Origin of the sequence: uncultured Selenomonas sp., from assembly GCA_905372355.1 — a bacterium.
Taxonomy (GTDB): Bacteria; Bacillota; Negativicutes; order Selenomonadales; family Selenomonadaceae; genus Selenomonas.
This window is the reverse complement of the sequence record CAJPOT010000001.1, coordinates 164,918-185,800: the sequence shown is the minus strand read 5'-3', so window position 1 is coordinate 185,800 and position 20,883 is coordinate 164,918. Positions and strand designations below refer to the sequence as shown.

General features: G+C 58.8%; 23 protein-coding genes. 3 read left to right on the top strand and 20 right to left on the bottom strand.

Annotated elements, in window-relative coordinates:
* Positions 1 to 64: 64 nt before the first annotated feature.
* The 3 genes from QZ177_RS00845 to fumC all read right to left on the bottom strand — a co-directional run bounded on the left by QZ177_RS00845 (position 65) and on the right by fumC (position 4,643).
* Complete coding sequence (locus QZ177_RS00845) at positions 65 to 2,032, bottom strand: methyl-accepting chemotaxis protein (RefSeq protein ID WP_294175146.1); 1,968 nt, start codon at positions 2,030 to 2,032, stop codon at positions 65 to 67.
* 388 nt (positions 2,033 to 2,420) lie between these two features.
* The gene (locus QZ177_RS00840) at positions 2,421 to 3,278 is read right to left on the bottom strand and encodes a class I SAM-dependent methyltransferase (RefSeq protein WP_294175145.1); all 858 of its coding nucleotides are present in this window, start codon (positions 3,276 to 3,278) and stop codon (positions 2,421 to 2,423) included.
* The gene (fumC, locus tag QZ177_RS00835) at positions 3,279 to 4,643 is read right to left on the bottom strand and encodes a class II fumarate hydratase (RefSeq protein WP_294175144.1); all 1,365 of its coding nucleotides are present in this window, start codon (positions 4,641 to 4,643) and stop codon (positions 3,279 to 3,281) included.
* Positions 4,644 to 4,977: 334 nt separating this feature from the next.
* Between fumC and QZ177_RS00830 the strand changes: the two genes are divergently transcribed.
* Positions 4,978 to 5,784, top strand: a complete 807-nt coding sequence (locus QZ177_RS00830) for a class I SAM-dependent methyltransferase (protein WP_294175143.1) — start codon at positions 4,978 to 4,980, stop codon at positions 5,782 to 5,784.
* Positions 5,785 to 5,923: 139 nt separating this feature from the next.
* Here QZ177_RS00830 and QZ177_RS00825 read toward each other — a convergent pair whose 3' ends face one another.
* From QZ177_RS00825 to QZ177_RS00810, 4 genes are all read right to left on the bottom strand, one after another.
* Positions 5,924 to 6,088: a FeoB-associated Cys-rich membrane protein gene (locus QZ177_RS00825; protein WP_294175142.1), complete on the bottom strand. Its 165-nt coding sequence runs from the start codon at positions 6,086 to 6,088 to the stop codon at positions 5,924 to 5,926.
* 44 nt (positions 6,089 to 6,132) lie between these two features.
* Complete coding sequence (gene feoB, locus QZ177_RS00820) at positions 6,133 to 8,034, bottom strand: ferrous iron transport protein B (RefSeq protein ID WP_294175141.1); 1,902 nt, start codon at positions 8,032 to 8,034, stop codon at positions 6,133 to 6,135.
* Positions 8,034 to 8,273 carry a FeoA family protein gene (locus tag QZ177_RS00815; protein ID WP_009645483.1) on the bottom strand — a complete coding sequence of 80 codons (240 nt, stop codon included), beginning with the start codon at positions 8,271 to 8,273 and terminating at the stop codon, positions 8,034 to 8,036. Before QZ177_RS00815 ends, feoB begins: the two co-directional genes overlap by 1 nt.
* A 434-nt stretch (positions 8,274 to 8,707) precedes the next feature.
* The gene (locus QZ177_RS00810) at positions 8,708 to 8,992 is read right to left on the bottom strand and encodes a DUF2325 domain-containing protein (protein ID WP_037369648.1); all 285 of its coding nucleotides are present in this window, start codon (positions 8,990 to 8,992) and stop codon (positions 8,708 to 8,710) included.
* Positions 8,993 to 9,189: 197 nt separating this feature from the next.
* Here QZ177_RS00810 and QZ177_RS00805 point away from each other — a divergent pair, with 197 nt between their 5' ends.
* Together QZ177_RS00805 and QZ177_RS00800 are read left to right on the top strand one after the other, a co-directional pair.
* The gene (locus QZ177_RS00805; protein WP_294175139.1) at positions 9,190 to 9,468 is read left to right on the top strand and encodes a type II toxin-antitoxin system RelB/DinJ family antitoxin; all 279 of its coding nucleotides are present in this window, start codon (positions 9,190 to 9,192) and stop codon (positions 9,466 to 9,468) included.
* Positions 9,461 to 9,733, top strand: a complete 273-nt coding sequence (locus tag QZ177_RS00800; protein ID WP_294175138.1) for a type II toxin-antitoxin system YafQ family toxin — start codon at positions 9,461 to 9,463, stop codon at positions 9,731 to 9,733. The genes QZ177_RS00805 and QZ177_RS00800 overlap by 8 nt, the downstream gene beginning before the upstream one ends.
* A 54-nt stretch (positions 9,734 to 9,787) precedes the next feature.
* Here QZ177_RS00800 and QZ177_RS00795 read toward each other — a convergent pair whose 3' ends face one another.
* From QZ177_RS00795 to tsaE, 13 genes are all read right to left on the bottom strand, one after another.
* Positions 9,788 to 11,878 (bottom strand): heavy metal translocating P-type ATPase, encoded by a 2,091-nt coding sequence (locus QZ177_RS00795; RefSeq protein ID WP_294175137.1) that lies wholly within the window; start codon positions 11,876 to 11,878, stop codon positions 9,788 to 9,790.
* Entirely contained in the window at positions 11,875 to 12,711 is an 837-nt protein-coding gene (locus QZ177_RS00790; RefSeq protein ID WP_009645437.1) for an HMA2 domain-containing protein, read from the bottom strand. Before QZ177_RS00790 ends, QZ177_RS00795 begins: the two co-directional genes overlap by 4 nt.
* Positions 12,712 to 12,717: 6 nt before the next feature.
* Positions 12,718 to 13,242 carry an HMA2 domain-containing protein gene (locus tag QZ177_RS00785; protein ID WP_009645489.1) on the bottom strand — a complete coding sequence of 175 codons (525 nt, stop codon included), beginning with the start codon at positions 13,240 to 13,242 and terminating at the stop codon, positions 12,718 to 12,720.
* Between the two features lie 113 nt (positions 13,243 to 13,355).
* The gene (locus QZ177_RS00780) at positions 13,356 to 13,565 is read right to left on the bottom strand and encodes a 50S ribosomal protein L9 (protein WP_037367891.1); all 210 of its coding nucleotides are present in this window, start codon (positions 13,563 to 13,565) and stop codon (positions 13,356 to 13,358) included.
* Between the two features lie 148 nt (positions 13,566 to 13,713).
* On the bottom strand, positions 13,714 to 14,832 hold the full coding sequence (gene aepY, locus QZ177_RS00775) for a phosphonopyruvate decarboxylase (protein WP_294175205.1): 1,119 nt from the start codon (positions 14,830 to 14,832) through the stop codon (positions 13,714 to 13,716).
* 23 nt (positions 14,833 to 14,855) lie between these two features.
* Positions 14,856 to 15,584, bottom strand: coding sequence for a class I SAM-dependent methyltransferase (locus tag QZ177_RS00770; protein WP_294175136.1), 729 nt, complete (start codon positions 15,582 to 15,584; stop codon positions 14,856 to 14,858).
* A gap of 36 nt (positions 15,585 to 15,620) precedes the next feature.
* Positions 15,621 to 16,736 (bottom strand): 2-aminoethylphosphonate aminotransferase, encoded by a 1,116-nt coding sequence (locus QZ177_RS00765; RefSeq protein ID WP_294175135.1) that lies wholly within the window; start codon positions 16,734 to 16,736, stop codon positions 15,621 to 15,623.
* A gap of 99 nt (positions 16,737 to 16,835) precedes the next feature.
* Positions 16,836 to 17,381: a flavodoxin family protein gene (locus tag QZ177_RS00760; RefSeq protein WP_294175134.1), complete on the bottom strand. Its 546-nt coding sequence runs from the start codon at positions 17,379 to 17,381 to the stop codon at positions 16,836 to 16,838.
* A 158-nt stretch (positions 17,382 to 17,539) separates the two neighbouring features.
* Positions 17,540 to 17,827: a zinc-ribbon domain containing protein gene (locus QZ177_RS00755; protein WP_264918494.1), complete on the bottom strand. Its 288-nt coding sequence runs from the start codon at positions 17,825 to 17,827 to the stop codon at positions 17,540 to 17,542.
* A gap of 231 nt (positions 17,828 to 18,058) precedes the next feature.
* Positions 18,059 to 19,090 (bottom strand): tRNA (adenosine(37)-N6)-threonylcarbamoyltransferase complex transferase subunit TsaD, encoded by a 1,032-nt coding sequence (tsaD, locus tag QZ177_RS00750; RefSeq protein ID WP_294175129.1) that lies wholly within the window; start codon positions 19,088 to 19,090, stop codon positions 18,059 to 18,061.
* Complete coding sequence (rimI, locus tag QZ177_RS00745) at positions 19,083 to 19,580, bottom strand: ribosomal protein S18-alanine N-acetyltransferase (protein ID WP_294175127.1); 498 nt, start codon at positions 19,578 to 19,580, stop codon at positions 19,083 to 19,085. The genes tsaD and rimI overlap by 8 nt, the downstream gene beginning before the upstream one ends.
* The gene (tsaB, locus tag QZ177_RS00740) at positions 19,574 to 20,299 is read right to left on the bottom strand and encodes a tRNA (adenosine(37)-N6)-threonylcarbamoyltransferase complex dimerization subunit type 1 TsaB (RefSeq protein WP_294175125.1); all 726 of its coding nucleotides are present in this window, start codon (positions 20,297 to 20,299) and stop codon (positions 19,574 to 19,576) included. Before tsaB ends, rimI begins: the two co-directional genes overlap by 7 nt.
* Positions 20,280 to 20,879, bottom strand: a complete 600-nt coding sequence (gene tsaE, locus QZ177_RS00735; RefSeq protein ID WP_294175124.1) for a tRNA (adenosine(37)-N6)-threonylcarbamoyltransferase complex ATPase subunit type 1 TsaE — start codon at positions 20,877 to 20,879, stop codon at positions 20,280 to 20,282. The genes tsaB and tsaE overlap by 20 nt, the downstream gene beginning before the upstream one ends.
* Between the last annotated feature and the right edge of the window lie 4 nt (positions 20,880 to 20,883).

Genomic DNA, 20,883 nt, shown 5'->3' with positions numbered 1-20,883 from the left:
TGCCGGACGGCAGCTTCTTTTTCTATGCTTGTATGCTCTTTACAGCCTTCTCTCGATCCCCGTCTCACAGTCGGAACTTCTGCACACCTTGCTGCAGCTGCTCCGCCAGATGCGCGAGCGTCTGGCTGGCGGCGGCGATCTCCTCGGTCGAGGCCGCCTGCTCCTCCGATACGGCGGAAACGTCGGTCGCCTTCTGCTGCACCGTATGCGAGACCTCGTTGATCTCCTGCACGGCGGCCGCCGTCTCGGCGCAGCTCTTCTGCACCTTCTCGCTGATCTTGACGACGGACTCGATCTCGCCCTCAAGCTCCTCGACGAGCCCCATGATGCGGCGGAACTTCTCGCCCGCTTCCTTGACCTCTCGCACATTCTCGCGCACATCGTCCTGCTGGCTCTTCGTCAGCGAGAATACATGCTCGATCTCTTCCGAGTTCTTGCCGATGACTGTGCCGATCTCCTGCGCCGCCTGCTCGCTCTGCTCGGCGAGCTTTCGCACCTCGTCGGCGACGACGGCGAAGCCCTTGCCCTGCTCGCCCGCGCGCGCCGCCTCGATCGCCGCGTTGAGCGCGAGGAGTTTCGTCTGCCCTGCGATGCTCGTGATCAGCTCGTTGATCTCAGCGATGTTCTTCGAGCCCTCGTAGAGCTTTTCGACCGCCGCGCTCGTCTTCGCCGAGCCATCGGCCAGCCCTTCGACGCCTCGGATCGCACCCCTGAGCTTTTCCGCGCCTTCCTGCGTCGCCTCTCCCGTCGAGGCAACCGCCTGCTGCGCCTTGTCGACCGCCGAGCGAATCGTCTTCATCTCATCGTTGACGCCCATGACCTTTCCTGTTGCATCCTCAACGATCGTACTCTGACGCGCACTTTCCTCGGCGATGACGACGACAGCTTCCGCCGCCGACTGCGCCGCGTCCGCCGACTGCGAGGAGCTTGCCGTCAATTCCTCGCTCGACTCCGACACATGGTCGGCGGCTTCCTTCGTCGTCTTGACCATCGTCTGCAGGCTCGTCATCATGTCGCGGCAGCTGTTCTGCAGGGCGCCGATCTCATCGGAGCGGCTGCTAGCGGGCAAATGCGTCGTGAGATCGCCGCCCGCGATCTTCTCCATCAGCGAGCACAGGACGCCGATCGGCGTCGTCACTGCATGGAGCAATACATAGGTGATGCCGAGAAGCAGCACGAGAGCCGCGAGGCAGATCGCGACGACGAGCATGCTCATGTGCGTGACGGCGGCATTCGCCTCGTCGCGCGGCAGGGCGATGAGCACCGTCCAGCCCGTCTCCCCGACGGGAACGCCTGCATAAAACTTCTTGCTGCCCTGATATTCGGCTTCGATCTGCTCGGGCTTGCCTGTCGTAAGCTTCGCCGCCAGATCCTTGTAAGCGCCGCCGTCGATCTCGTTGAGTCGGTCGTCCACCGTATACTTCGTGTGGTAGATGTACTCCGTCTCCGGCCCTAAGATGACGAGCGACCCCGTCTCACCGACCTTGACGTCCCGCACGATGTCCCCGACAGCTTCGAGCGAAATATCAATGGCTGCGACACCTTTGATCTCCCCGTTCTTCTCGATGGCACGGCTGATCGTCAAGACGGGCTTGCCCGTGGACGCCGCCTTGTACGGCTTGGATATGATCGTCTTGTCAGGCGCAGCGGCTGCCTCCTTGTACCACGGGCGCTCCCTCGGGTCGTAGCCCGCGCGGAAGGACGCGCTCGTCGCCGCGCTGCCGTCCGCCCTGCCGATATAGGCGGAGACGACGCCCGGGCGTTCCGCCATGTGCAGCAGCGCCTCGTGCAGCGCCTCGCCCTCGGGCATCGCCTCATCCCAATTCACCGTCGCCGTTTCGACAGCGACGCGGTTCATCTCCACGATCTTGTCGATGGCGTTGGCATAATGCTCGCCCATCTCATACATGCTTCTCTGCTTCGACTCCGACAGCGCCGAGCTTGCCATCGTGCTGATCGCGAATCCCACGATGAGGAAGACCGCAACGAGCGGGATTCCGATACCCAAGAGCATCTTCGGTTTCAGTTTCATAAGAACCTCCTCTTTTTCCCCCAACTTTTCTTTTATTATAGAACAAAAATCTCTCTTTGCGGGAAGAAAGTTTTTTCTGAGAATTCAGGCAAAACAAGAAAACTCCCTGACAGTTGATTCCAATATACATGAATTGCGATGAATCTGCATAGAAGGAAACGACTTTCTGCTGTAAAAGAAAGAAATACGAGCAATCAAAACTCCGCAGACGAATTTCATGAGCAATTTCTAACAATGTTTAAAGGACGTTTGCCCCATGTCGCTTGCGTGCAAAATATGCACGCAGCACCCGCCTATCGGGCATCGTGCGCCGCCCCTCCTGCAAAAAAGGCTGCGCACGAGTCGAACTGACTCATGCACAACCTTCCACTTTTCTGTTACGACGACTTCACTTCCTGCCGACAAGCAGCTTGGAGGCGCTGCAGCACATGAAGCGCGCCTCGCCTTGACTCATGAACATGCCCTTGGCCGTGTCGAGAAGTTTGACCTCCTCGTAGCCCTCATCTCGCAGCTTGGCGGCGAACGCTTCCATATCGCCATACTTGCCGCGCTCCATGATGTCATGAATCGCGAAGACGCCGCCCTTCTTCAGGACGCGAAGCGTCTCTTCGAGCATCGTCTGCCCCGAGACCTTCGGGATGTTGTGATAAACGTAGTTGCTCGTCACCGCATCGAAACTCTCATCGGGAAAATCGAGCTTGAGGGCATCGCCCGGGCGGAACTCCACATTCGTCACGCCCTCAGCTGCCGCGTTCTCCTCGCAGATCCGCTGACTGAACGAAGCGTAGACGCCGCGCCAGAGGTCGACGCCGATCGCCTGGCACGCGGGATTTCCCTTCGCGCAGGCGATCGTCAGAGCGCCGCTGCCGCAGCCGACGTCGAGGATGCGCCCGCCTACGGGAAGCTTGACAAATGCCGCCGTTCCCTCAACGATCTGCCGCGCCAACTGCCGCTCGCCGTCGTAAGAAAACATGCGGTAGAGGGCGCAGAACCAAAATGTGAGGAGCGTCGAAGCGAGAGCCGCGAGCGCGAGGAAGCCGTCGAGGGCAAGCCACGCGCCCGCACGCGGCAAAAGGGCGAATGCGAGCGCGAAGAACGCCCAGAAGAGGACGGCTGCCAGGAGCGCTGCCGCAATCATGCGGCGCGGCAGCCAGTTCTTGTAGTTCGGCTTTCTGCCCGTGCCGTCCTCGGGCGATTTCTCTGCGCCCGCTTCCGGTACGGCCGGACTCTTGCCGACATCCGTCACTTAAACCATCTCCTCGGGATGGAAGACCTCGTCGAACTTCTCAGGCGCGAGGAAGCCGAGCGCGACGCACGCCTCCTTGAGCGAGATGTTCTCCTCGTACGCCTTGTGCGCCGTCTTCGCCGCCTTCTCGTAGCCGATGACAGGATTCAGAGCCGTCACGAGCATCAGCGAGCGGTGCAGATTCTCGTGCATCTTCTCCTTGTTCGCCTTGATGCCCGATACGCAGCGCTCATCGAAGGAACGCAGGGAATCCGCCAGGAGGCGCACCGACTGCAGGAAGTTGTAGATCGTCACGGGCATGTAGACGTTCAGCTCGAAATTGCCTTGCGAAGCCGCGATGGCGACAGCCGCATCGTTCGCCATGACCTGCACCGCCACCATCGTCGCCGACTCGCACTGCGTCGGATTGACCTTGCCCGGCATGATGGAGCTTCCCGGCTCGTTCGACGGGATCGTGATCTCGCCAAGGCCGCAGCGCGGGCCGCTCGCGAGCCAGCGCACATCGTTGGCGATCTTCATGAGGTTCGTCGCCAGCCCCTTCAAGGCGCCGTGCGCGAAGACCATCTCATCCTTCGCCGAGAGCGCGTGGAACTTGTTCGGCGCTGTACGGAAATTGAGTCCCGTGATGTCGCTGACGACGCGTGCGACTTCCTCGGCAAAGCCCTCGGGCGCATTGAGTCCCGTGCCGACCGCCGTGCCGCCCAAGGCCAGCTCCTTCAAGAACGGCAGCGTCGCCTCGATCTGTGCACGCGACTCCTTGAGCATGGCGCGCCAGCCGCTGATCTCCTGCGTGAAGGAAATGGGCACGGCATCCTGCAAATGCGTCCTGCCCGTCTTGACGATTCCTTCATTCTCCTTCATCAAACGCTCGAAGGTCGAGGCGAGCTTGTCGATCGACGGCAGGAGCTTGTCCTCGATGGCGACGACGGCGGCGATGTGCATTGCCGTCGGGAACGTGTCGTTCGAGCTTTGCGACATATTGCAATGGTCGTTCGGATGCAGAAGCTTCTCGCCCGCAATCTCATTGCCGCGATTCGCCAGCACCTCGTTGACGTTCATGTTCGACTGCGTGCCGCTGCCCGTCTGCCACACGGCGAGCGGGAAGTGCCCGTCCAGATCACCCGCGAGGATTTCGTCCGCCGCCTTCGCGATGGCGTCACGGCGCTTCTCGTCGAGCCGCCCGAGCGTCGCGTTGGCAAACGCCGCCGACTTCTTCAAGATGGCAAAGGCGCGGATGATCTCCTTCGGCATCTTTTCCGTGCCGATGGGGAAATTCTCGAAGCTCCTCTGCGTCTGTGCCCCCCAATAGCGATCCTTCGGTACGCGAACCTCTCCGAGAGAATCATGCTCGATCTTGTACTCCATAAACGTCTCCTCCTTCATCCGTAAACTACACGCACAAACGTCCACTTTGTGGACATTGTGCGCCGCCCTTAATGAAAGTTCCGTCCGCAAGTGGAAAGAAAAGCGCCGGAATTTTTCCGACGCTTTTAGTGTAACATATATGAAAATATTTTTCAATAATGTTTTATGAGGAATGAATATCATACTTCTGCATCGCCACTTCCGCACGGTTCTCCAATCCGAGTTTATGCTTCCGTACAAGCATGAGTATTCACCCTTGACATAGATGAACAAGCATCATAATATGTTTGTAGATATTGAGATTCTATATCAATTACTCATAAGGAGGCCTTTCATGAAAACAAAGCTCAGCGGTGTAGCGGAAACCTTGCTCATTCCCCTGTGGGCGCGAGCAGAAGAAACGAAGCGCTCAGACGCCTTGATCCGAGACGATTTCGCCGTGCGGCTCGTCGAGCAGATCGACTACGACTTCGCCAAGTTCGCTCGCGCCAAGCACTCGCAAACGGGAGTCGCCGTGCGCAGCTACATCCTCGACCATGAAACAAAGGCATTCATCGAAAAGCAGCCCGATGCGGTATGCATCAATCTCGCCTGCGGTCTCGACACCCGCTTCTACCGCATCGACAACGGACAGATTGATTGGTACAACCTCGACCTGCCCGATGTCATGGAACTGCGCCAAAACTTACTCACAGAAGAGGGCGTGCGCATTCACAATCTCGCCGCCTCCGTCTTCGATTCCAGCTGGATCGAAAAAGTCGAGCATGAAGGTCGCCCCGTCCTCATTCTTCTGGAAGGCGCGGCCATGTACTTCAGCGAACAAGAGATGCGCAGTCTCTTCGCCATGCTCGCCGAGGCCTTTGCCGATGCTTCCATGCTCATCGAAATCATGCCGCCTTTTCTCATCGGTCAGCAAAAGCGCCACGATTCCGTAGATACGCAGAAAGCGCCCTTTCAATGGGGCGTAAAAAGCGGCAAGGAGATAGAGAAACTCCATCCTGCCATCGCCTTTCTCAAAGAGCGAACCCTATACGAAGGATTCCGCTGCCGCTGGGGCTTGTTCGGCCTCCTCTCCGTGATTCCTTGGTGGAACAAGAACTGCAACGACAAGATTGCCTGCCTTCATTTCGCATCCCGCTGAGTCGCCGCGGGATGTCTTGAAAAAGCCTGCGGTAACGCTTCGTATATTTTTACGACTCCTCCAAACACATACGATAAACAATTCGCTCGAACAAGAAAAGCGCCGAGAATCTCTCGACGCTTTTCTTATATCCATCGGTTTACTTTTCCTGCCCCGTGCTGCAGCTGCCGCCGCAGCCTCCGCAGCCGCCGCTGCAGCTTCCGCCGCAGCAGTCTTCCTTGCCCGCCTTCACATTGTGATAGACGTGACGCAGAGCGAAGAAGAGCAGGACGGCGACGATTGCGCCGAGAATGATGCTTGCCATGGCAAAGATCTCCTTTCAGGAGTAGCGAAGCACGGACGGCTTCCCTAGCCGTTCATGCCGAAGGCGCAGGCTCCCCAGTAGACAAGAAGTGAGACGACCCAGGCGACGCCGAAGGTGTAGAGAGCGGCGAAGAGCATCCAGCTCCACTTGCCCGTCTCCTTCTTGATCGTGCCGAGCGAAGTCATGCACGGCGTGTAGAGCTGCGAGAATACCATGAAGGCGAGCGCCGAGGCTGCCGTGAATGCCGTACCCATCGAGCCGGCGAACTGTGTCGCCGTCTCTGCGGCATCTTCTGCCTCGGTCGAGACATCGCCGACGCCATAGAGGATACCGAGCGTCGAGACGACGGACTCCTTCGCCATGATGCCCGTGACGACGGCCGCGCCCGACTCCCAAGTCTCGAAGCCGTGCAGCGCGAAGAGATGGCTCATACCGCCGCCGATCGATGCGAGGAAGGACTCGCTCATCTCATCCGTAGCGCCGTCCGCATTGTAGTTCGACAAGAACCAGATGGCTACGCTCATTGCGAAGATGATCGTACCAGCTTTGATCAGGTATCCCTTGCCCTTGTCCCAAGTTTCCAAGAGCACCGTCTTCATGTCCGGCATGCGGTACGGCGGCAGTTCGAGGAGGAACGTCGATCCCTGGCTCCTGAACGCCGTGATGCCCAGAACCTTCGCCATGATGATGGCGACGACGATGCCGATGATGTACATCGAGAATACGAGATTCGCGGCATGTTCAGGGAAGAACATCGCAGCGAAGAGCGCCATGATCGGCAGCTTCGCCGAGCATGTCAAAAAAGGCGTGATGAGAATCGACGTGAGCCTGTCCTTTTCCGAGTCGAGCGCACGCGCACCCATGATGGCCGGCACGCCGCAGCCGAAGCCGACAATCAGCGGCATGATGCCCTTGCCCGTGAGGCCGACACGGCGCATGATCGGATCCATGATGAAAGCGACGCGCGCCATATATCCCGTACCGTCGAGGAAGGACAGCATGAAGAACAGTGTGAAAATGAGCGGCACGAAGTTGATGACGTTGCCGACACCCGCGACGATACCGTCTGCAATCAACGATTTCAGCCACTCGGCGACGCCCGCAGATTCCATCGCGTCCTTGATCCAGTCGGTGAACGGTCCGCCGATCCAGTCGCCGACGGCATCTGCGAGCGGCTGACCAATCCACGTGAAGGCGATACAGAACACCAAGTAGAGAATGCCGAGGAGAATAGGCAGCGCCAAGACGCCGTTCGCGAGCACGCGGTCGATCTTCTCCGAAGTCGACAGCCCGACGTTTCCGACGACAACCGCCTTCTTCATGATCTTGTCGATGAGATCATAGCGCAGCTCGATGAGCTTTTCGTCCAGCTCTTCGGCGGAAAGGCCGCTCTTCTTGAGTTCCGTCGCCTTCGCCTTGTGCTCTTCAACCATCGCACTCGGACGGTAGTTCGACATGACGGTCGTCGTGAAGATTTCGATGAGCTTCTGGATGCTCTTCTTGCTGCGGCCAACTGTCTGCACGACAGGCATGCCCAGAGCCTCTTCGAGCTTCTGGATGTTGATGCGAATGCCCTTTCTTTCCGCCTCGTCCTGCATGTTGAGGTCGATGAGCAGAGGAATTCCCTCTTCGAGGAGCTGCACTGTGAGGAAGAGATTGCGCTCGATATTCGAGGAGTCAATGACATCAACCGCGAGGTCGGGCATCGTCGTCTTGAAGTAGTCGATGACGACCTGCTCTTCCGCCGAGCGCGCATTGATGCTGTAGGTGCCAGGCAGATCGACGACTGTGATCACGCGATCCTTGTAGTTGACGACGCCCATCTTCTTGTCGACGGTAACGCCCGGCCAGTTACCGATCTTCTGGCGCATACCCGTCAATTCGTTGAATATGGTCGATTTTCCCGTGTTCGGGTTGCCCGTCAGGGCGACACTCATGGTGCTCATCAGGCTCCCGCTCCTTCCTTGATTTCCGTCACTTCGATCTTCTCCGCATCGGCGCGGCGAAGCGCCAAATTGTACGAGCGAAGCCCGATCGCCATCGGATCGCCCATCGGCGCCGACGGCAGCACCTTGATGCGCGTGCCCGGGATCAGCCCCATCGTCATCAGGCGCTGCTTGAGCTCCGAATCGCCCACCTTGTCGACACGAAGAGACATTCCTGTCTTTCCGTCTTTCAACGTCATGCTTCTTACCTCCATTAAATAAAACAGCAAACTGCACGCACAAACGTCCATGTTGCGGACATTGCACGCCTCCCTTAGTGAAACTCAGCCAATCGACCTACGCCTACGGCTCAATCGCTTGGGGTTTCATAAAAAATGAGAACGACAATGAAACTGAATCCAGTTCATCGGCAGAGATAATAATACTCTATCCAGCTCATGCTGTCAAGGAAATAAGGCGCGATTTGAACTTTTTCTATCAATTTATAAATATTCTCATTTAATCAAACAGCGGGCGGACGTTCCGCCGAAGAAATTGCACCCTTCCCGTAAAAAATACTGCAGGGATGCAAATGCGTAGCCTCCCCAAAAGCTCCGCCTTGAGACCGACGACGCTCCTGCGCTTTCGTTAAAATATCACGGAAGACATCGCATCACCATGACGCGTTCCGCCCTCATGCTGAGTGCTCAGCGAGGACGTTCTGCAACGCCGCCATGCTTGCCGAGTGGCAGAAAGCGATCTTCGCATTGCACTTCTTCGCCTCTTCCTGCGCATGCATGGCAAGCTGGTGTGATGCCGTGCTCGTGAAAAGAATGATGAGGTCAGGCGAGCCGATCTTCCTCCTGAGGTCTCGACACATCTTCGGAAAAACCTTCGCCTTGAACCCGCAGCTCTTGCATGCCTCACGATAACGGCACTCCATACACTCGTTCCCCCCAAGAATCACCACACTGCTCATAACCACTCTCCCTTTCTTTTATCCTTGAATATGAATATCACTCATCTTTATGACATAATTATAAATGGGATGAGAATGATTGTCAAGTCCATAATAAAGGGGGATTCGTATAACTTTTGTCTTGGTCTTGTGTAGAAGCCATATATTTTATATAATTAGAAGAGAAGTCAACAAACATTTTGAAAGGGGTATTTCAAATGGCGCATAAAGGAACCATGACGCTTCGTATGGAACCAGAACTCAAAGCGCAGGCAGCTGAGCTTTTCAAGGCTCTCGGCATGGATTTGAGCACTGCAACAGGAATTTTTTATCGTCAAGCCTTGCGCTGCCACGGACTGCCTTTCGAAGTGAACACGGATGAAGAGTGCGAGCCGAATGAAATCACCTACGCCGCGATGGAAGCGGCGGAAAAGGGCGACGACCTGCAAGGTCCTTTTGAAAGCGTAGACGAGCTTATGGCGGCGCTAAATGCGTAAGCTCAATTTCGGAAGTCAATTCAAGAGAGACTACAAGTTGGCGCTGAAGCGCGGCTGCAATCCCAAAGAATTGGAAACGGTCATTGCACTTTTGAGCAACGGGCGGACCTTGCCCGAATCTTACCGCGATCATCGACTGACAAATTCAAGGAACTATAAGAACATGCGAGAATGCCACATACAACCTGACTGGCTTTTGATTTATCAAGTACAGAAGGACACATTGATACTGCTTCGGACTGGCACGCATAGTGATTTGTTTTAACAAGAAAAAGGATGCCGCACACCTTCGTACGGCATCCTTTTTCATTCATTTCTTTCAGCCGACGCGCCTTACAGGCTTTTTGCCTGTCGAGAGGATGCGCGCGCTGTTTAAGACGACGGCGAGCGTCGCCGTGTTGTGGATGACAGCCGCCCACAGCGGGCTGATCATGCCCAAGGCGCCCATGAGCATGGCGCCCGAGTTGACGAGGATCGTCGCGCGGAAATTCTGATGGATCAGTCCCATCGTGCGCTTGCCGAGACGCAGAGCATCGACGAGGCCTTCGGGATCTTCCGAGCGGATCGTCACCGCCGACGACTCGGCGGCGATGTCCGTCTGGCGGCCGCCGAGCGTCACGCCGACGTCGGCAAAGGCAAGCGCCGGCGCATCGTTGATGCCGTCGCCGACCATCATGACCCTGCCGCCGCGCTCCTTGAGCTTCATGACGTAGTTCGCCTTGTCTTCGGGCAAGACCTCGGCATGGTAGGAGTCGATGTCCATCTGACGTGCCACATGATCGGCAACCTTCTCCGAGTCGCCCGTGAGCATCACGATCTCGTCGACGCCGTAACGGCGCATCTGGTTCAGCGTCTTTTTCATCTTCGGGCGCACGGGATCGGTGATGCCGATGATGCCCATGAGCGAGCCGTTCCGCGCGATGTAGAGGAAGTTTTCCGTCGTGTCCTCGACGACGAGCTCGCCCGCGCCCTGCACGCCGCGCTCCTTCATGAACTTGTAGCTGCCGACGATCACGTCGCCGCCCTTGAAGCCGTCAAAATCAGGCACAACCGCCTGCATGCCGCGTGCGACGATCGTCTTCGACGAGCGGTGCTGCGGCACTTCCCAGTTGTTGTCCTTGACGTACTTCTGAATAGCGACGGCCAGAGGATGCACGGAGTGCATCTCCGCCGATGCCGCCAGAAGGATCATCTCCTTCTCCGTCACGCCCTCCGCCGTCTTGATGGAGGAAATCTGCGGGATGCCGACCGTGATCGTGCCCGTCTTGTCGAGGACGACGGTATCGGTATTAGCGAGCGCTTCCATATAGTTGCCGCCCTTGACGAGGATGCCCTTCTTCGCCGCCGCCGCAATCGAAGCGGAAATCGCCGTCGCTGTCGAGAGCTTCAAGCCGCACGAGAAGTCGATGAACAGGAGGTTCAGCACCCTCTGCCAATCGCGCGTCGCGCCGTAGACGATCGCCGCGCCGAGGAACGAGATCGGCACGAGCATGTTCGCCATGTTGTCGGCGAAGTTCTGCACGGGCGCACGTCTCGACTGCGCCTCTTCGACGAGGTGGACGATGTGCGCGAGCGACGTGTCCTTGCCCGTCTTCTCGACCTCGATGACGATCTCGCCGACCTCGATGACAGAGCCTGCGTAGACAGGCGACTTCTCGCGCTTCATCGCGGGATTCGACTCGCCCGTGATCGACGCCTGGTTCACGGACGCCTTGCCGCTGACGACGCGGCCGTCGACGCAGATCATCTCGCCCGAATGTGCCGCGATGCGGTCGCCGACCTGCACGGACTCGACCGCGACCTTGCGCTCGACGCCGCCGTCAACGAGCCAGACGAAGCGCTGGTTCATGTTCAGAAGGCCGGAAATCTGCTTCTTCGCGCGCTCCGCTGCGTAGGCGGTCAGCATCTCAGCGCCGTTCGACAGCGTCAGCAGCGTGAGGCTCGATTCGGGCTTGCCTGCGAGCACGGAGGCGATGACCGCCGTGCTCGTCAGCGTATCGGCGTTCGGGCGGCGCTCTTTCACCATGCCCACGACGCCGTTCTTGAGGAAGTTGCGCGCGATGGCCAAGACGAGGAGGCTGCGAAACACCTTCATTCCCGCAAAGGCTTCAGGCGCGAGCTTTTCGAGCGCCTTCATGCCCGCGAAGCTCGCGAGCGAGAAGATCGCTTCGCGCCGATAGCCCGCCATGTCAAGCTCGGGATCGCTCGGTGCGCACTCTTCTTCCATGCGCTTGACGAGCCGACGCACGAGTGCGAGGGGCAATTCTTCCTTGTACCAAACCGTCAGCGCCTTGTCGCCGACCGAAGCGGCGACGACGCCCTTTATGCTTCGAAGCTGTGCACCCAAGAGGGCGCGCTTATCCTGAGCAAGATCCGCCGATAGGCGGAGCGAGCATGTCCCATACGTCATATCATCTTCCATCCTTTCAAGATCGAGAATGCCCACCAAAGCATCTGAGGACCCGACGGCCGCTGTTCATAGAGCAGGATCTTGCGCAAGCCGCGCACGATGAAGCCGAGAGCGAATACCGACGGGAAATCGAGCCAGCCATGCGTTTTCTCGTGCAGCCATACGTTCGCCGCGCCTGCTGCGCGGCGGATGCTTGCACCGAGTTCAGCGAGCGGCTGAGTGACGCCTGCCGCAGGGAGCAAATCGGAAAGCCCCTGCGGCAGATTAAAACCCGCATGCTCCGTAGCACCAAAGACGCGCTTGCCAAGATCCGCCATCAGGCGATCGACAGCTCCCTCATCGCCCGTATAGCAGACGAGCAGACTGCCCGTAACACTCGACGCCTTGACGGAATCGATGAAGGCGATGCGGCCAAGGTTCTTCTCCAGAAGCTTTGCCAGCTCCTCGTTCCCCTGCAGGGCCGCCGCATAGTAGCGTCTGCGCCCGGGCACGGCACTCTTCAGCGCGAAAGCTGGCATTGCCGGTGCAGACACGGCTGCAGAGCCGGACGCGTCCTGCGCCATGCCCTTGCCGCGTCCCCTGCCTTGACCGAACATGCTGCTCATGCCGCTGCCCATGCCCGTCGGCATCATGTTAAAGAGTCCGCTCATGCCGGAACTTCTGCCCATGCCGCCCCGCCCCATGCCGGACGCCATGCCGAAAAGACCGCTCATGCCCGCGCTCCTGCCCATGCCCATGCCGCCGCCCATGCCTGCAGAAGCGCCGCCCGAAAGCATGCTGCCGAGGCCTTGGACAAGGGCCGTGCCGATCATCAAACCAGACATATAAGACATAAAGATTTAACTCCTCCCCTGTGCCATCTGCACATGATGCTTCACATACGTTTCAATCTGTGAAAGCTCTTCGTTCTCAGCAAAAAATTCCGGCTCATAGGTGATGAGCACGGAGCCGGTGAGCGTACTGCACTCGACCTTGTCCACCTCGGGACAGTCGGCGAAGTACGCAAGAATCTGCTCTCTAAGCTTCTCGTTTCCCACGAGTGAACGGCTGTAGAGGCGCATCCTGCCCGGCGCATAGGCGGCGGGACGCATCGAGCCGATCAGTGCGCCGAGCTTCGTCGGCGGCAGGGGAAGCTTCTGAAGCCCCTCGTCAATCTTCTTCATCACATTTTGCTTGAGACTTGCGCCGAACGGCATCGCAAGATCTTTCGCGAGCTTTTTGCGATACTGCCAAGCGTGAACGAGCGAGAGTGCCGCCCATGCCGTGCCGCAGACGATATGCAGACGCTTCGCCGGAACAAAGAGCGTCACGACCGTGCCTGCGGCAGCCGCTGCCAGCGGTAAGCCTAAAGGAATCTTTGCCATAGCGTCCTCCTTCATGCAATTCGTTATCAACAGCAAAACAGGAAAGGGGCTGCGCACGCAATATGCCATGACGATACGAGCATTTGCCTGTCGCAGCCCCTCTTATGTTTCCCTTACTGGTTCGCGCCGGCTTCCTGCGCAGCGATGAGGTCCTCAAGCTCTTCCTTCTGGCGCTGAAGCTCAGCAAGCGGCACCTGCGCTGCAGGAGCACCCTGCTGGATCGCCATCATCTGCTGCTCGCGCTCCTGCATGAAGCGATAGCCAAAAACGCCTGCGACAGCACCGACAGCAAGACCAATCCAGAAATCGCTCTTAGAGAAAATCGTACCCATAATATTCATCCTCCTAAAATTCAAAAGTGTCGACTCGAAAGACCGCTTCTTCGGCACTTTCTTCGCGTCAACGTCTTTTCCTATCATACCGATTATCCTACCATTTGTCAAGGGTATACCGGACAGTATCTGCTATCAATTAAAGGCTGAGAAAACGCATCATTGCTAGCTTGTTGGCCTTTGGAGGGATCGTCGGCCGGCCGAGGTCGGCACGCGAGCCGACGGCGCATCGCACCTCTAAAAGGCACGGCCCTGCCTGCCCTTTCATCTCCTCCAAGGCGGCGGCAAGTTCCTCGCCATCTTTTGCACGCCGCGCGGCGGCGTAGCCAAGCGCACGCGCGAGCGCCGGAAAGTCGATGGCGGAAGCCGCCGTCGGCATGCCGCCGACGCTCTCGTGCGCCTCGTTGTTCAAGACGACGTGGCAAAAGTTCGATGGCTTTGCGGCAGCGATGACAGCGGCCGCGCCCATGTGCATGAGGAAGGCGCCGTCGCCGTCGAGGCACCACGTGCGCCGCCCCTTCCTTTCGAGCGCAATGCCGAGCGCGATGGACGAGCTGTGCCCCATCGAGCCGATCGTCAAAAAATCGCGCTCGTGCCCCTCGCCGCGCTCCTCGCGAAGCTCGAAAAGCTCGCGGCTCGCCTTGCCTGTCGTCGAGACGAAGACATCGCTCTCGTCTGCGGCGTCGAGGATCGTGCGAATCGCCTCCTCACGGCGCAGCGCATAGCCGTTTTTGTAGGAAACCTTCGTATCGTGCGCGAGCGCGCCCTTTCGAACGACGAAGGCCACCGAGCGCCCTGCCTCCAAAGACGAGCGGAAGCGTTCCATAGCGGCGCGCACGTCTTCTCCTCGCGTCTCCTTCGCGAGCACGAAATGCTCGACCTGCAGAAGTTCGAGCAGCGGAAGCGTCACCTCGCCCTGATAGGCGTGCTGCGGCTCGTCCTTCACGCCCGGCTCGCCGCGCCAGCCGATGACGAAGATCAGCGGGATCGCGTACGCCTTCTCGTGCAGCAGCGACGCGAGTGCATTGACGATGTTGCCCTCACCGCTGTTCTGCAAATAGACGAGCGGCGAGCGCCCCGTCGCAAGATAATGTCCCGCCGCGATTCCCGCCGCCGTCCCCTCGTTCGCCGCGATGACGTGCGGCGCATGATTGCCGTATCGCTCCATCAAGGCGTCGCAAAGAGCGCGCAGCTGCGAGTCGGGCACGCCGACGAAAAAATCTGCACCCAAGATGTTTAAAAACTCCGTCGCCTGCATGACGACCTCCTTTTGCCTGCCATTCATTCTTTCGGCACTTCCTCGCGAGAAAAAAACACGGAATAGAGGAATGGCGCATTCCAATAGCCCTCCACCTGCACCGGCTCGAACGAGACCCGAAGAGCATGCTTCTCCGCAAAATCCTCAAAGAAACTCTTCTCATAGAAGAGTTTGTCCAGCCCTTGATAATGCGCGTCATAGTCAGGATCAATCTGACGACGGAAAGCGAAGAACTCGTCCTTCTTCTTGGCATCATGCACTTCGATGATGCCGATACTGCCACGCGATTTTCCGACCATCCTCTCCATGACCTCTTGTGCATACGACTCATCGGGGAAGTAGTGAAAGACGGCCCCTGAAAACACCGCATCATACTTCTCCTCCTGCGGCAAGTGCCTCGCTTCCGCACAAACGGCTTCCCGCAGTCCCCTCCCATGGAAGACATTTGTCAAGACAGAGACCATCTGTTCCGAATAGTCCATGCCACCGACAGAATATCCATCCTGCTGAAACAGCCAGAGGTTCGCACCTGCACCACAGCCGACCTCGAAAATACTCCCCTTCTCAGGCAGACAGAGTGCCGCCCGGGTTTCTTCGTGCTGTTTCATAAACGACTCGTATGGAATACCGCCCTCCACGACATCATAGCCATCGATGCGCTTGAGTTCCAAGAGCATCGCCCGCTTGTCCGAGCGATCAATGCCTGCAAGCTGTGCGCTTCTCTTATTCCAGATTTCCTGCCAGCGATTCATCTCTCTTCTGTCTCTCCTGTCCCATTCATTGCCGTTTCATTCCTTCGGCAAAACCATACCCAATTCCACAAGAGCTTCTCTCAGCACGCGGAAAAACTTCTCAATATCCGTCTCATCGATCGCGCCGAGCGCGCACAGGCGGAACGTCCCCTTCTCCTGCATCTTGCCCGGATAGATCGTGAAGCCATGCGCATAGCAATAGTCGTGCACGCGGTCAAAATCCCAGTGCTCATCCGCAGGATAAAGCACGGAGACGACGAGTCCCGACTGAATCTCTGGGCGGATCGCCTCCTTCAGCCCCAGGGCTGCAAGCCCGCGATGAATCGCCTGCGCCACCCGCGCATGGCGCGCCGCCTTCGCCGCCTCACCCTCGGCGAAGTATTCGGCGAGCGCCTGCTTTGCCGCATAGATCGTCTGCACGGGCGGCGTGAACTGCATCTGTCCCGTCTTTTCAAAGTACGCATACTGCTGGTAGAGGTTGCAGTAATACGAGCGCACGGGATAATCCTTCGACGTCTCGATGAGTGAGGTGCGGCCGATGACAAAGGAAAGCCCCGTCATCGCCTGTATACCCTTCTGCGCCGATGCCATGCAGAAGTCGATGTTCGCCTCCTCCATCGAAAAGGGCAGCATCGCATACGTCGAAGTCGTATCGACGACGAACGCCGCGCCGTGCGCATGCGCAAGCGCACCGATCTCGCGAACGGGATTCAGGACGCCCGTGCCCGTCTCGTGGTGCGTCGTATAGACGAGAGCGATGTCGGGATCGTCCGCGAGCGCACGCTCGATCGCTTTGAGATCAGGCACGTCTTCGACGGAAAAACGCAGGTCGATATGCGCTAGCCCGTAGGCGCGGCATATATCGACGGCACGCGCCGAATACGCACCGTTGTTTACGATGAGAACCTTCTTTTGCGCAGGCAGAAGCGAATTCAGGCACACGTCCATGTTGAGCGTACCGGAGCCGCAGAAGAGCACGCACGAAAACTCCTTCGCATCGGCATGAACGATCTTCAAAAGCCCCTGCGCCACCTCGCGCATGATGGCGCCGAACTCTTCCTCGCGTGGACAAATATCGGGCACGACCTGTGCCATCTTCACCGTATCCGTCGTCGTCGCCGGACCCGGATTCAAGAGGATCTTCCTCTCCATCAGCCACCGCCTCCATAAGAAATCATTAAGGAAAGTATAGCACAAGAACATGAAAAGGGGAAGCGTCCATGTACACACTCCCCCTGCACTTTATCCGTATTACATCTTGCCTGCTTCGAGCCGCGCCTTTCGCTTCAACCGCTTCTCCAGCATCACGCGCATGAAATCGCGCGCCCTTTGCAGATCCTCAGCATCGGGGTGGCTCGCGGCTCTCTGCCAGCGCGCCTGCGCCTTCTTTCCCGCGTGCGGGTCATCCTCTGCGGCAGCTTCCTTCTTGCGCTTTTCGACGATCTTCGGATTGATCTTGCCCTGGCAAGAGAATGTGCCCGCGATATAGCAGTCCGCGCCGAGCGCATATCCTGCACGCGCGAACGCCGTGACGGCATGCTCGCTGCCTGGATCTGTGCCGTGCGTCTGGAAAAACACGACGTCCTTTCCCTCGATCTTTGGCAGGAGCGCGAGCATCTTCGGATCGGGCGCACCGAGCCGCAGCCAGTAGCCGAGCGCCACGGCCTCGTATCCCGAGAGGTCTTCCGGCGCTTCTGCCACAGAGAAGATGTCGGCGTCTGCTTCCTCCGCCATCGCTTCGGCGACGAGCTTCGTATTTCCCGTAAGCGACGAATAAATCACGCACCATTCTTTCATAAAAAAACAGTCTCCTCTCATCTTATATGCCATCCTTACCATCTTAGCATATAAAACAAGAGGAGACTGTACCGTATGCTACGAAAGTTTGCGTCTTATCCGAGATAAGGAAACCATCCCGCAGGCTTCCATCGGACAAAGGCGTGCAAAGCTTCGGCTTACCTGCCCCTTCTGGCAGCGAAGCAATCGCGGCAGTAGACCGGGCGGTCATCCTTCGGCTCGAACGGAACTTCCGTCTCCTTGCCGCAGGCAGCGCATGTCACCTGGAACATCGTGCGCTCACCGCTGTCGCCATCATGGCTGCGGCGTCTCTTTCCGCGGCAGTCGCGGCAGCGAACCGGATCATTCTCAAACCCCTTCTCCTTGTAGAACTCCTGCTCACCTGCGGTGAACGTGAACTCCTTGCCACAATCCTTGCAAACCAATGTCCTGTCCTGGAACTCCATGAAATATCTCCCTTGCTGATAATTATGTGAAAACGTCCCTCTCGGACGCTGCACGCACCGACGGTTTGGCATGTCCAAACCTGCGCTTGCCTACCCATTCTAGCAGATTCAAACAAAAAGCGCAACTGAAATTATTTTGCCATTTCTTGGAGGATGACCAAGCGAAATGCTAGGAATCATCTCTCTTGCCTCGTCTTTCGTCCATCGTGCAGCGAGCATCGGAAACATGCTTCACGCCCCGCCCACATCGCGCAGCGAAAGCCCCGGCACGGCGTTCAGATGAGCGTCTGAGAAGCCGCCCGCCAGAGCCTGATAGTAGGCGCGGCAGCCGATCATCGCCGCATTGTCCGTGCAGAGCCGAAGCCCCGGATAATGGAACTCAACGCCGCTCTCCGCTGCCGCCTGGCGAAGCCGCCCTTCGAGCGAGCTGTTCGCCGCGACGCCGCCCGCCAAAACCAGCGTCCTCAGCCCCGTCTCACGCAGAGCCGCCAGCGACTTCTCGACGAGCGTCTCGATGACGGCGTTCTGAAACGACGCTGCGACGTCGGCGACATTGACCTCGATCTTCTTGAGCTTCATCGAGTTCAGATAGTTTAAGACGGCGGACTTCAAGCCGCTGAAACTGAACTCGTAGTTGCCCTCTTCTTCCAAGGCGCGCGGAAAGTCGATGGCCGAAGCGTCGCCCTCTTTCGCGAGGCGGTCGATCTCGGGACCGCCCGGATACGGCAGCCCGAGCACGCGAGCCACCTTGTCAAATGCCTCGCCCGCCGCATCGTCGCGCGTCTGCCCGAGCAAGGTGAAATGGTTGTAATCCTTGACGTGGACGAGCGCCGTGTGCCCTCCCGAAGCGACGAGTGCCACAAACGGCGGCGCAAGCTCCGGCGAACTCAAGAAATTCGCAAAGATATGGCCTTCGAGATGATTGACGCCGATGAGCGGCACGCCGAGCGAGAAGGAAAGCCCCTTGGCGGCGGCGACGCCGACGAGCAGCGCGCCGACAAGCCCCGGCCCGTAGGTGACGGCAACTTGACCGATCTCCCCCTTGGCGACCCCCGCCTCCTTGAGAGCCTCGTCGATGACGGGCACGATGTTCACAATATGACAGCGCGACGCGATCTCGGGCACGACACCGCCGTACTTTTGATGCACGGGGATCTGCGTCGCGATGATGTTCGACAAGATTTCGCGTCCGCCGCGCAGCACGGCGGCGGACGTCTCGTCGCAGCTCGTCTCGATGGCGAGCGTCAAGATGTCCTTATCCATGCGCCTCATCTCCTTTCCCCCGCGCTTCTCCGAGCGCGGCGAGCGTCGCTTCGATGTCCGTATTCCAGAGGATTTCCGCATCCTCTGCGTTGTCCGTATAGTAGTGCGGCCGCCTGCCGACACTCCGAAAGCCGAACTTCCTGTAGAGCGCGAGCGCCGCCTCGTTCGACGGGCGCACTTCAAGCGTCATGCTGCGCACGCTGCGCTCCAAAACAATCCGCATGAGTTCTGCGAGCAGCGCAGCGCCGACGCCGCGCCGGCGCATCTCGGGCGCGACGGCGACGTTCGTGATGTGGCCCTCCTCGCCGAGCAGCCAGACGCCGACGTAGCCGATGACTTCCTCGTCATCGAGCGCCAGCAGGTAGTAAGCCGCTTCCTGCGCCGCCTCCTCCCAGAAAGACTCGCGCGACCAGGGCATGGAAAAGCACGCCAGCTCCACCTTCTCGACGGCGGCGGCGTCAGCGGGCAGCATCTTGCGAAAGGTCAGCATGGCGCCCCCTCCGTCTTTTCTTTGCCATGGCGCTTCTCCCAAAGCACCTCCGCCTCCGAGCGCCGAATGTAGAACGGCTCCAGCGTCATGGGATCATCGCACTCGCCCGCCGCAAGCCGCGCGATACCGAGCCATGCAACGTGCGAGGCGCGCGCCGTCAGAAGATGCGCGGGCGCGAGCGTGACATTGTCGGGCAAATTTCCGAGACGCGCCCGCTTCTTCACGGCGAGTTCGCCCGTCAGCAATACAGGCTTTCCCCTGTCCGCCGCCTCGGCGATTGCCTCGGCAAGCGGCGCGACGCGCACGGGACGCACCTCGTGCAGACTCCCGTCACGCCACTCGTAGAGACCTGCATAGGCGTTTCCCTTCTGCGCGTCCATCAGGGCGAGCGTATGAACGTCCGGCACGGGGAAGGCGAGCGCGAGCGATGCCAAGGTCGAGACGCCGACGAGCGGGATGCCCAGGCCGTAAGCGATCGCCTTCGCCGTCGCCAGGCCGATGCGAAGCCCCGTGAAAGAGCCGGGGCCGATGCTCACGGCGACGCCTGTGAGCGCCGAGCGCTCGACGCCCGCAAAGGAGAGCGCCCCCTCGATATGCGAAAGAAGCGTCTCCGAATGCGTGCGCCCCGCCTCGACCGTCACTTCCGCCTGCAGTTTCCCCTCGCTCGCCACGGCGACGCTCGACACCGAGCTTGCCGTATCAATCGCCAGAATCGACAACGTCCTTCATCTCCTCAAAAAATTCCTTGAGCTGCACTCCCACAAGAGAAAAACGCAGCCGACGGCGATCCGCCGCCGCCGAATCGACCTCCCCCGACGAAGACGCCACGCGCTCGATCGTCACGCGCACATAGTCTGCGGGCATCTCCTCGCGGAACTTGTCGAACCACTCGACGACGACGACGCCCTCGGAATCGTCCGCATACTCGTAGAAGCCGATGTCATAAAGCTCCTCGGCACGCTCCAGGCGATAGACGTCGAAATGCGTAAGGCGCATCTTCCCTTCATATACGTTCATCAAGTTGAACGTCGGACTCGTGACCTCGCCCGAAAATCCCAAACCACGCGCCAATCCCTGCACGAAGAGCGTCTTTCCCGCGCCGAGATCGCCCGCGAGCGCGAAGACCGTTCCCGCCGGGCAAAGCGCCCCGATGTGCTCGGCGAGCGCCGCCGTCTCTTCGGGGGAAGCCGTTTCCACCGTAAACATTGCTGCAACACCTTTCCATAGGAGAGCGCCGCTTCCCTCAGCCATCGCGCTGGGCTTTTTGCCGAAGCCCTCCGTCGTTTCTCTGCCTATCATACCA

Excerpts from the sequence above, each read along its gene's own strand:
- QZ177_RS00845 (WP_294175146.1), bottom strand. The coding sequence starts at position 2,032 with ATGAAACTGAAACCGAAGATGCTCTTGGGTATCGGAATCCCGCTCGTT.
- fumC (WP_294175144.1), bottom strand. The coding sequence starts at position 4,643 with ATGGAGTACAAGATCGAGCATGATTCTCTCGGAGAGGTTCGCGTACCG.
- QZ177_RS00830 (WP_294175143.1), top strand. The coding sequence starts at position 4,978 with ATGAAAACAAAGCTCAGCGGTGTAGCGGAAACCTTGCTCATTCCCCTG.
- QZ177_RS00825 (WP_294175142.1), bottom strand. The coding sequence starts at position 6,088 with ATGGCAAGCATCATTCTCGGCGCAATCGTCGCCGTCCTGCTCTTCTTC.
- feoB (WP_294175141.1), bottom strand. The coding sequence starts at position 8,034 with ATGAGCACCATGAGTGTCGCCCTGACGGGCAACCCGAACACGGGAAAA.
- QZ177_RS00815 (WP_009645483.1), bottom strand. The coding sequence starts at position 8,273 with ATGACGTTGAAAGACGGAAAGACAGGAATGTCTCTTCGTGTCGACAAG.
- QZ177_RS00810 (WP_037369648.1), bottom strand. The coding sequence starts at position 8,992 with ATGAGCAGTGTGGTGATTCTTGGGGGGAACGAGTGTATGGAGTGCCGT.
- QZ177_RS00805 (WP_294175139.1), top strand. The coding sequence starts at position 9,190 with ATGGCGCATAAAGGAACCATGACGCTTCGTATGGAACCAGAACTCAAA.
- QZ177_RS00800 (WP_294175138.1), top strand. The coding sequence starts at position 9,461 with ATGCGTAAGCTCAATTTCGGAAGTCAATTCAAGAGAGACTACAAGTTG.
- QZ177_RS00795 (WP_294175137.1), bottom strand. The coding sequence starts at position 11,878 with ATGACGTATGGGACATGCTCGCTCCGCCTATCGGCGGATCTTGCTCAG.
- QZ177_RS00790 (WP_009645437.1), bottom strand. The coding sequence starts at position 12,711 with ATGTCTTATATGTCTGGTTTGATGATCGGCACGGCCCTTGTCCAAGGC.
- QZ177_RS00785 (WP_009645489.1), bottom strand. The coding sequence starts at position 13,242 with ATGGCAAAGATTCCTTTAGGCTTACCGCTGGCAGCGGCTGCCGCAGGC.
- aepY (WP_294175205.1), bottom strand. The coding sequence starts at position 14,832 with ATGCAGGCGACGGAGTTTTTAAACATCTTGGGTGCAGATTTTTTCGTC.
- QZ177_RS00770 (WP_294175136.1), bottom strand. The coding sequence starts at position 15,584 with ATGAATCGCTGGCAGGAAATCTGGAATAAGAGAAGCGCACAGCTTGCA.
- QZ177_RS00765 (WP_294175135.1), bottom strand. The coding sequence starts at position 16,736 with ATGGAGAGGAAGATCCTCTTGAATCCGGGTCCGGCGACGACGACGGAT.
- QZ177_RS00760 (WP_294175134.1), bottom strand. The coding sequence starts at position 17,381 with ATGAAAGAATGGTGCGTGATTTATTCGTCGCTTACGGGAAATACGAAG.
- QZ177_RS00755 (WP_264918494.1), bottom strand. The coding sequence starts at position 17,827 with ATGGAGTTCCAGGACAGGACATTGGTTTGCAAGGATTGTGGCAAGGAG.
- tsaD (WP_294175129.1), bottom strand. The coding sequence starts at position 19,090 with ATGGATAAGGACATCTTGACGCTCGCCATCGAGACGAGCTGCGACGAG.
- rimI (WP_294175127.1), bottom strand. The coding sequence starts at position 19,580 with ATGCTGACCTTTCGCAAGATGCTGCCCGCTGACGCCGCCGCCGTCGAG.
- tsaE (WP_294175124.1), bottom strand. The coding sequence starts at position 20,879 with ATGATAGGCAGAGAAACGACGGAGGGCTTCGGCAAAAAGCCCAGCGCG.